The sequence below is a fragment of the Blastococcus sp. CCUG 61487 genome (genome assembly GCF_005222955.1).
GTDB lineage: Bacteria > Actinomycetota > Actinomycetes > Mycobacteriales > Geodermatophilaceae > Blastococcus.
On the sequence record NZ_LWUA01000247.1, the window covers coordinates 21822 to 28226 of the forward strand.

Consider the following 6405-nt stretch of genomic DNA (forward strand, 5'->3'; position numbering starts at 1 on the left):
AGCGAGGGTTGGGGGGCGAGGGGGTCCTTCTTCAGTCTGCCGGCTCGTCCACCCAGTCGGGGCCGTTGACCTCGCCCGGGCCGGCCAGGTCGTGCGCGTCGACGATCGTGTACGCGTAGCCCTGTTCGGCCAGGAACCGCTGGCGGTGCGCGGCGTACTCGGCGTCCAGGGTGTCGCGGCTGACCACCGTGTAGAAGTGCGCCTGCCGCCCGTCGGCCTTCGGTCGCAGCAGCCGGCCGAGCCGCTGGGCCTCCTCCTGCCGCGATCCGAACGTCCCCGACACCTGGACGGCGACGGCGGCCTCGGGCAGGTCGATGGAGAAGTTCGCGACCTTGGAGACGACCAGCGTGCGGATCTCGCCGGCGCGGAAGGCGTCGAAGAGCTTCTCCCGCTCCCGGTTGGTGGTCGAGCCCTGGATCACCGGGGCGTCCAGCGCCGCGCCGAGCTCCTCGAGCTGGTCGAGGTAGGCCCCGATCACCAGCGAGGGCTCGTCGGGGTGGCGCTCCAGCACGCGACGGATGACCGGCAGCTTCGACTGCGCGGTGGCCGCGATCCGGTACCGCTCCTCGGGCTCGGCGACGGCGTAGGTCATCCGCTCCTCGTCGTCGAGCGAGACCCGCACCTCGATGCACTCGGCCGGCGCGATGTAGCCCTGCGCCTCGATGTCCCGCCACGGGGCGTCGTAGCGCTTCGGCCCGATCAGCGAGAAGACGTCGTCCTCGCGGCCGTCCTCACGCACCAGCGTGGCGGTGAGCCCGAGCCGGCGGCGGGACTGCAGGTCGGCGGTCAGCCGGAAGATCGGCGCGGGCAGCAGGTGCACCTCGTCGTAGACGATCAGGCCCCAGTCCTGCGCGTCGAAGAGGTCCAGGTGCCGGTACTCGCCCTTCCGGCGGGTGGTGATCACCTGGTAGGTCGCGATCGTGACGGGGCGGATCTCCTTGCGCTCGCCGGAGTACTCGCCGATCTCGTCCTCGGTCAGCGACGTGCGGGCGATGAGCTCCCGCTTCCACTGCCGCCCGGCGACGGTGTTGGTCACCAGGATCAGCGTGGTCGCCTTCGCCTCGGCCATCGCCGCCGCGCCGACCAGCGTCTTGCCCGCACCGCAGGGCAGGACGACGACGCCCGAGCCGCCGGCCCAGAACCCGTCGACCGCCTCCTGCTGGTAGTCGCGCAGGTGCCAGCCGGACTGGTCGAGCTCGATCGGGTGCGCGGCGCCGTCGACGTACCCGGCGAGGTCCTCCGCCGGCCAGCCGATCTTCAGCAGCGCCTGCTTGAGCCGCCCGCGCTCGGCGGCGTGCACGACGACGGTGTCCTCGTCGATGCGGGCACCGAGCATCGGGGCGACCTTCTTCGAGCGGACGACCTCCTCGAGCACCGCGCGGTCGGTGGAGGTGAGCACCAGTCCGTGCACCGGGTTGTTGGCCAGGGTGAGCCGGCCGAAGCGGTCCATCGTGTCGGCGACGTCGACCAGCAGCGCGTGCGGCACCGGGTAGCGCGAGTACCGCACCAGCGCGTCGACCACCTGCTCGGCGTCGTGCCCGGCGGCGCGGGCGTTCCACAACGCGAGCGGCGTCACCCGGTAGGTGTGCACGTGCTCGGGGGACCGCTCCAGCTCGGCGAACGGCGCGATCGCGGCGCGGCAGTCCTTGGCCAGGGGGTGGTCGACCTCCAGCAGCAGGGTCTTGTCCGACTGGACGATCAGCGGGCCGTCGCTCACGCACACACCTTCGGTCGGGGGTTCGGGCGCAGTCGTTCGCGCCGGACTCCCCACGGTAACGCCGGAGGACGACGGTCCCTTCCGGTGCGAAACCGGTTGACCGGCCGGCCACGCTGGACCCGTGCAGGCCGCCGACTTCTACACCGGGCTCGTCGCCGAGCTCTACGGGCCGCTGAAGGGTGCCCGACCCGACGCGGAGTACTGCGCCGCGCTCGTCCGGCGCCACGGCGAGCCCGCCCTGGAGCTCGGCTGCGGCGACGGCGAACCGCTGCTCGACCTGCGCCGGCAAGGTCTCGACGTCGAGGGCGTCGACTCCTCCGCCGACATGCTCGCCCGCTGCAGGCAGGCCGCGGCCGACGCCGGTCTCGACGTCGTGCTGCACCGCCAGCGGATGGAGGCCCTCGACCTGCCACGCCGGTACCGGACGGTGTTCCTCGCCGGGCCCACGTTCACCCTGCTGCCCGACGACGACACCGCGGCGGCCGCGCTGCAGGCCGTCCGCCGGCACCTCGCCGACGACGGGACCGCCGTCGTCCCGCTGGACGTCCCGCGGCCGACCGACCCGGCCCGGCTCGGCCGGGTCCGCGAGGCGCGGGCGGCCGACGGCGCCCTGCTGCGGTTCTCCGTCGTGGCGGAGGAACGCGACGAGCAGCGCCGCACGCAGCACGCGCTGCTGCGCTACGAACGGCACATCGGCGGGGGCAGCGAGGTCGTCGAGCGCACGTGGACGCTGCACTGGCACACCGCCGACGGGTTCCGCGCGCTCGCGGAGGACGCCGGGCTGGCCGTCGCAGCCGTGCGCGGCGATCCGGCCGCGGCGTGCACCGTTGTGCTGCGTCCGGCCGGCTGAGCCGGTTTCAGGCTCGCGGCCGCCAGCGCTTCCACACGGCCACCGCCGTCGCCCGCGGCTTGCCGTCCCAGCCCAGCTGCACGTCCACGGTCATCTGGTCCTCGCCCGCCTCGGTGACCACGGCCAGCAGCGACACCGGCTCGGTGAGCGGAGCCGGCCGCAGGTAGCGCACGTCCAGCCCGGCGGTCACGTAGGCGAGCGCCGCACCGGGCAGCGCACCCCACCCGCGGACGTCGGCCTCGTGCAGCACCGCCGCCGCGCTGTGGCAGTCCAGGACGGTGGAGATGATCCCGCCGTTGAGGTAGCCCAGCCCGTTGTCGTGCTCCGGCCACGGCGCGAACGTCGCGACGACGCCGTCGGGTTCCGGGTAGCTGCGCAACCGGAGCCCGCGCTCGTTGGCGGGCCCGCAGCCGAAGCAGGTCAGGTCGGGGACGAGTCGCTCCTGGATGCTGGGCGGGGAGTCGGTCATGCCCCCAGCAAACCTCAGACCCAGGCGGCGCGGCGCAGCGGAGGCGGTGCCCCGCCGGGGCGTTGCAGCAGCACCTGGTTCACGCCCATGTCGCCGGCCTCGAACGCCAGCGCGGACGCCGCCATGTACAGCCGCCACACCCGGGTCCGCCCGGCGCCGGCCGACGCGACCGCGGCGTCCCAGCCCGTCTCCAGCCGGGCCACCCACGCGCGCAGGGTGAGGCCGTAGTGCCGGCGCAGCGCCTCGACGTCGAGTACCTCCAGGGCGCCACCGTCCTCCAGCAGCCGGACGGTCTCGCCCAGGCCCAGCAGCTCGCCGTCCGGAAACACGTACCGGCCGATGAAGGAGTCGGGGGTGTGCACGCCGGTCCCCGCGTTCCACGCGATGGCGTGGTTGAGCAGCCGTCCTCCCGGCCGGAGCAGGTCGTGCAGCCGTCGCGCGTAGCCCGGCAGCTCCGCGTGCCCGACGTGCTCGGACATGCCGATCGAGCTGATCGCGTCGAAGGGGCCGTCGGTCACCTCGCGGTAGTCCTGCACCCGGATGTCGACGCGGTCGGTCAGCCCGGCCTCCGCCACCCGCTTGCGGCCCAGCCGCGCCTGCTGCTCGGACAGGGTGACGCCGACGACTGTCGCGCCGTAGCGCTGCGCCGCGTGCATCGCCAGGCTGCCCCAGCCGCACCCGACGTCGAGCAGCCGGTCACCCTCGCCGAGCCCCAGCTTGCGGCAGACCAGGTCGAGCTTGGCCTCCTGGGCGGCCTCCAGCCCGACCTCGGGCGCGGCCCAGACGGCGCAGGAGTACACCATCGAGGGGCCCAGGACGAGCTCGTAGAAGTCGTTGCCGACGTCGTAGTGGTGCGAGACCGCCGCGGCGTCCCTCCGGCGGGAGTGCCGCCGGCCGGCGCGGGAGACGTCGGCCTCCTCCGGGGGCGGCGGGGGTTCCGGGCCGATCGCCCCGAGACGCAGCGCCGTGCCCACCAGCCGCAGCCGCCGGCGCAGCCCGTCGGGCGCTCCCGGGCCGGCCCCGGCGGGCAGGCTCGCCGACCGCAGCGCGGCGAATGTCGAGAAGACGTCGTCCTCCATGTCGAGCTCGCCGGCGACGTAGGCGCGGGCGAGCCCCAGCTGCCCCGGCTCCCAGGCCAGCCGCCGCAGCGCGCGGCGGGACCGCACCGCCACTACGGGAGCCCCGGGCGGGCCGGCCTGCGAGCCGTCCCACGCCCGCAGGCGCAGCGGGACGTCGTCGGTCCCGAGCACCGCGCCCAGCGCCTGGACCAGCCGGTCCGCGACGGTTCGCCGTCCCCACATGCGCCCCTCCCCGGTCAGCGCCTCCGCGCGATCATGGCCCGGACGGGCGGGTGGGCGGAAGGGGAGCCGTCAGCCGGCCTCGTCGGGCTCGACCAGCGCGACCGACGTGATGCGGTGGACGGCGAAGGTGCGGCTCTCGCCCCGGCGGTCGTCGAAGCCCTGCAGGAAGCCGCCGGCCAGGGACACCGGCTGCACCACCCGCTGGCTGCCGCTGCCCTGCGCGTCGACGTAGCCCAGCCACACCGGGGTGCCCTCGCGCACCGCCCGGGAGAGCAGCTCCAGCGTCGAGGCGGTGGTCACCCCCGGCACCTGGCGCACGGCCTCACCGCGGCGGGCGGCGACGGCGGCGTCCCCCGCGCGTACCTCGCGCACGGTGGCGGCCAGCTCGTCGTCGGTCAGGTGGCGCGGTGCCGCCTGGCCCTCGCTGCCGGTGCGGCGTCCGGCGGCCCGCGGGCGGGCCGGCGGCCGGGTGAGGACGCCACCGCCGGGGTGCTCCCCGGCGGGGGCGTAGCCGGCCTCGCGCAGGACCGACAGCACCTCGTCGGCGCCCAGCCCGCTGACCAGGACGCCCGGCGCGAGGCGCCGCAGCTCGGCGGGTGCGGTCCGCTTGTCGTTGAGCACCTGCGAGAGCAGCCCGTGGTCGTCGGAGCGCACGTAGCTCTCGATCGCGCCGACCCGCAGCCGGCCGTGCTGCCGCGCCACGTCGTCCACCAGGTAGTCCAGCGCCTGGGGGACCGGTGTGCGCGAGGCGCGGGCGAAGAAGTCGTGCAGGTCCGGCGCCGACCAGCCGGCGTCCAGGGCCCGCCGGACGCTGGACTCCGAGACGCGGAAGACGGTCGCGCCACCGGAGGACTCCACGTCGGCGACGACGGCGAGGGTGTCGGCGAGCTCGGCGACGAGCGGGCCGGGTGCGATCAGCGAGAGGTCGGGCTGGGCGAGCACGTGGTCCACCGGCTCGGGGAGCAGCCCGCGCATCGCCAGCGCGGCGCCGTCCTCACCACCGGCGAGCAGCCCCCGGCCGCCGGACGACAGCACCCCGCCGACGACGACGCCGAGCCGCGCCGCCTCGGCGAGCATGCCGGGCACCGGGGCCAGCCGGTCGGCCCGGCGCGGCGTCCGCCAGCGCAGCAGCGCGACCAGGTCGTCGGCCGCCAGCCCGGTGCCGGGGGAGTACTCGGCGAGCACCGCCAGCGCCGAGCGGCGGATCGCCGGCGCGGTGTGCCGCACCAGGTCGGGGGAGAGGGCGTTGGCCGCCTTGCCCGCCACGTCGCGCTGCCCGACCAGCCCGGGCAGCCGGACGGACGTCAGCCAGCCGCAGGCCAGCGTCGCCCAGCGGTCGGCGAGGTCCTGCTCGCGCCAGATGTCGTAGGCCCGGGTGGGCAGCCACTCGTCACGGTGCGGGCCGCCGACGTCGAGCAGCCCCGCCGCGAACGCCAGCTCCAGCAGCCAGGCCGCCTCGGGCTCGGTCACGTGCAGCTGCCGGGCCAGCCGCTTCTGGTCCCGGACCCCGACGCCGCCACTGCGCAGCAGCCCGGCCGGCTCGTCCTCGAGCAGCACCAGCAGCTCGCCGACGCGGCCGACCGACTCCAGCGCCGCGCCGGCCGCCTGCCGGTCGAGCACCGCCGGGTCCCGCGTGACCACGTCCGGCTCGGGCCGAAGCCGGGGCGGGCCGAAGGGCTGCGCGCCGCGCAGCTCGAGGCCGATCTCGCGGGGCAGTTCGACGTTCAGGGCGTCGATCCGAGCGAGCAGCCCCCGCTGCAGCAGGTTCCGGGCCGGGGAGCTCCCCCCGCCGGTGGTCTCGGGGAGGTGACCGACCGGGCGGTCACCGGCCAGCCGGTCGAGCACCGCGCGCTCCTCGGCGGGCAGCTCCGCCAGGGTCGCGGGGAGATCGGCCGGCAGCTGCACCCGTAGGTCGACCGCGCGCCGGCCGAGCCCGGCGGGGTGCCGGACCGCGCGGCGCACCGGGTCGGGGGCGCGCAGCACGTCGTCGCCCCAGAGCAGCGCGCGGTCGGTCAGCGCGGTGAGCGCCGTCGTCAGGACGTCGTCGGGCAGGTCGGGGAGAGCCGCG

The 6405-nt window shown here is 75.8% G+C and carries 5 protein-coding genes; 1 reads left to right on the plus strand and 4 read right to left on the minus strand.

All coding sequences use genetic code 11. The annotated features are described in order from the left end of the window. Positions 1-31 precede the first annotated feature (31 nt). A complete protein-coding gene (locus A6V29_RS15015) occupies positions 32-1717 on the minus strand; it encodes a DNA repair helicase XPB (protein ID WP_137161050.1) in 1686 nt (561 codons plus the stop codon). Positions 1718-1838: 121 nt separating this feature from the next. Between A6V29_RS15015 and A6V29_RS15020 the strand changes: the two genes are divergently transcribed. Next, positions 1839-2567 (plus strand): class I SAM-dependent methyltransferase, encoded by a 729-nt coding sequence (locus A6V29_RS15020; protein WP_137161051.1) that lies wholly within the window; start codon positions 1839-1841, stop codon positions 2565-2567. 7 nt (positions 2568-2574) lie between these two features. Here A6V29_RS15020 and A6V29_RS15025 read toward each other — a convergent pair whose 3' ends face one another. The 3 genes from A6V29_RS15025 to A6V29_RS15035 all read right to left on the minus strand — a co-directional run. Then, entirely contained in the window at positions 2575-3036 is a 462-nt protein-coding gene (locus tag A6V29_RS15025; RefSeq protein ID WP_137161052.1) for a PaaI family thioesterase, read from the minus strand. A gap of 14 nt (positions 3037-3050) precedes the next feature. Then, positions 3051-4337 carry an SAM-dependent methyltransferase gene (locus A6V29_RS15030; RefSeq protein WP_137161053.1) on the minus strand — a complete coding sequence of 429 codons (1287 nt, stop codon included), beginning with the start codon at positions 4335-4337 and terminating at the stop codon, positions 3051-3053. Positions 4338-4406: 69 nt separating this feature from the next. Beyond that, a partial coding sequence (locus tag A6V29_RS15035) for a helicase C-terminal domain-containing protein (RefSeq protein WP_137161054.1) occupies positions 4407-6405 on the minus strand: 1999 nt, incomplete at its 5' end.

Coding starts and splice junctions, on each gene's coding strand:
- A6V29_RS15025 (WP_137161052.1), bottom strand. CDS start 3,036: ATGACCGACTCCCCGCCCAGCATCCAGGAGCGACTCGTCCCCGACCTG.
- A6V29_RS15030 (WP_137161053.1), bottom strand. CDS start 4,337: ATGTGGGGACGGCGAACCGTCGCGGACCGGCTGGTCCAGGCGCTGGGC.